This is a genomic window from Alcanivorax sp. HI0044 (assembly GCF_001634945.1).
Window position 1 is genome coordinate 1 of the sequence record NZ_LWEZ01001051.1, and the last position, 375, is coordinate 375.

Genomic DNA, 375 nt, shown 5'->3' on the forward strand with positions numbered 1-375 from the left:
CATTGCCACCTTTGCCAACATCGCGGATGTGGCAGCAAAGGTCACCCAGGATCCTTCTTCACTCACTATCCCCGGTTCCAACAAGACCGTATCCCAGGTAGCCAGTGTGGTGGCTGAAGAAACGGCAGATACCGGCGTGGACGCGGATACGTCTACTGCCGAGAACACCACCACGGTTATCGAGCCGGCAGAAACCGAAAGTGATATCGATCAGGATGGCATGCCGGACAGCAGTGATGCGGATATTGATGACGATGGCCTGCTCAATGAGGAGGACGACGCGCCCTTCGATCCGGATCGTGACGAAGATGGCGTGGTCGATGGCGAGGACGACTTCCCAAATGATGCAGCTGAAACCACGGACACCGATGGCGA

The 375-nt window shown here is 56.8% G+C and carries 1 pseudogene; it reads left to right on the forward strand.

The features are described 5' to 3' along the window. Positions 1–375: pseudogene (locus A3730_RS31670) on the forward strand (hypothetical protein); the annotation flags it as partial.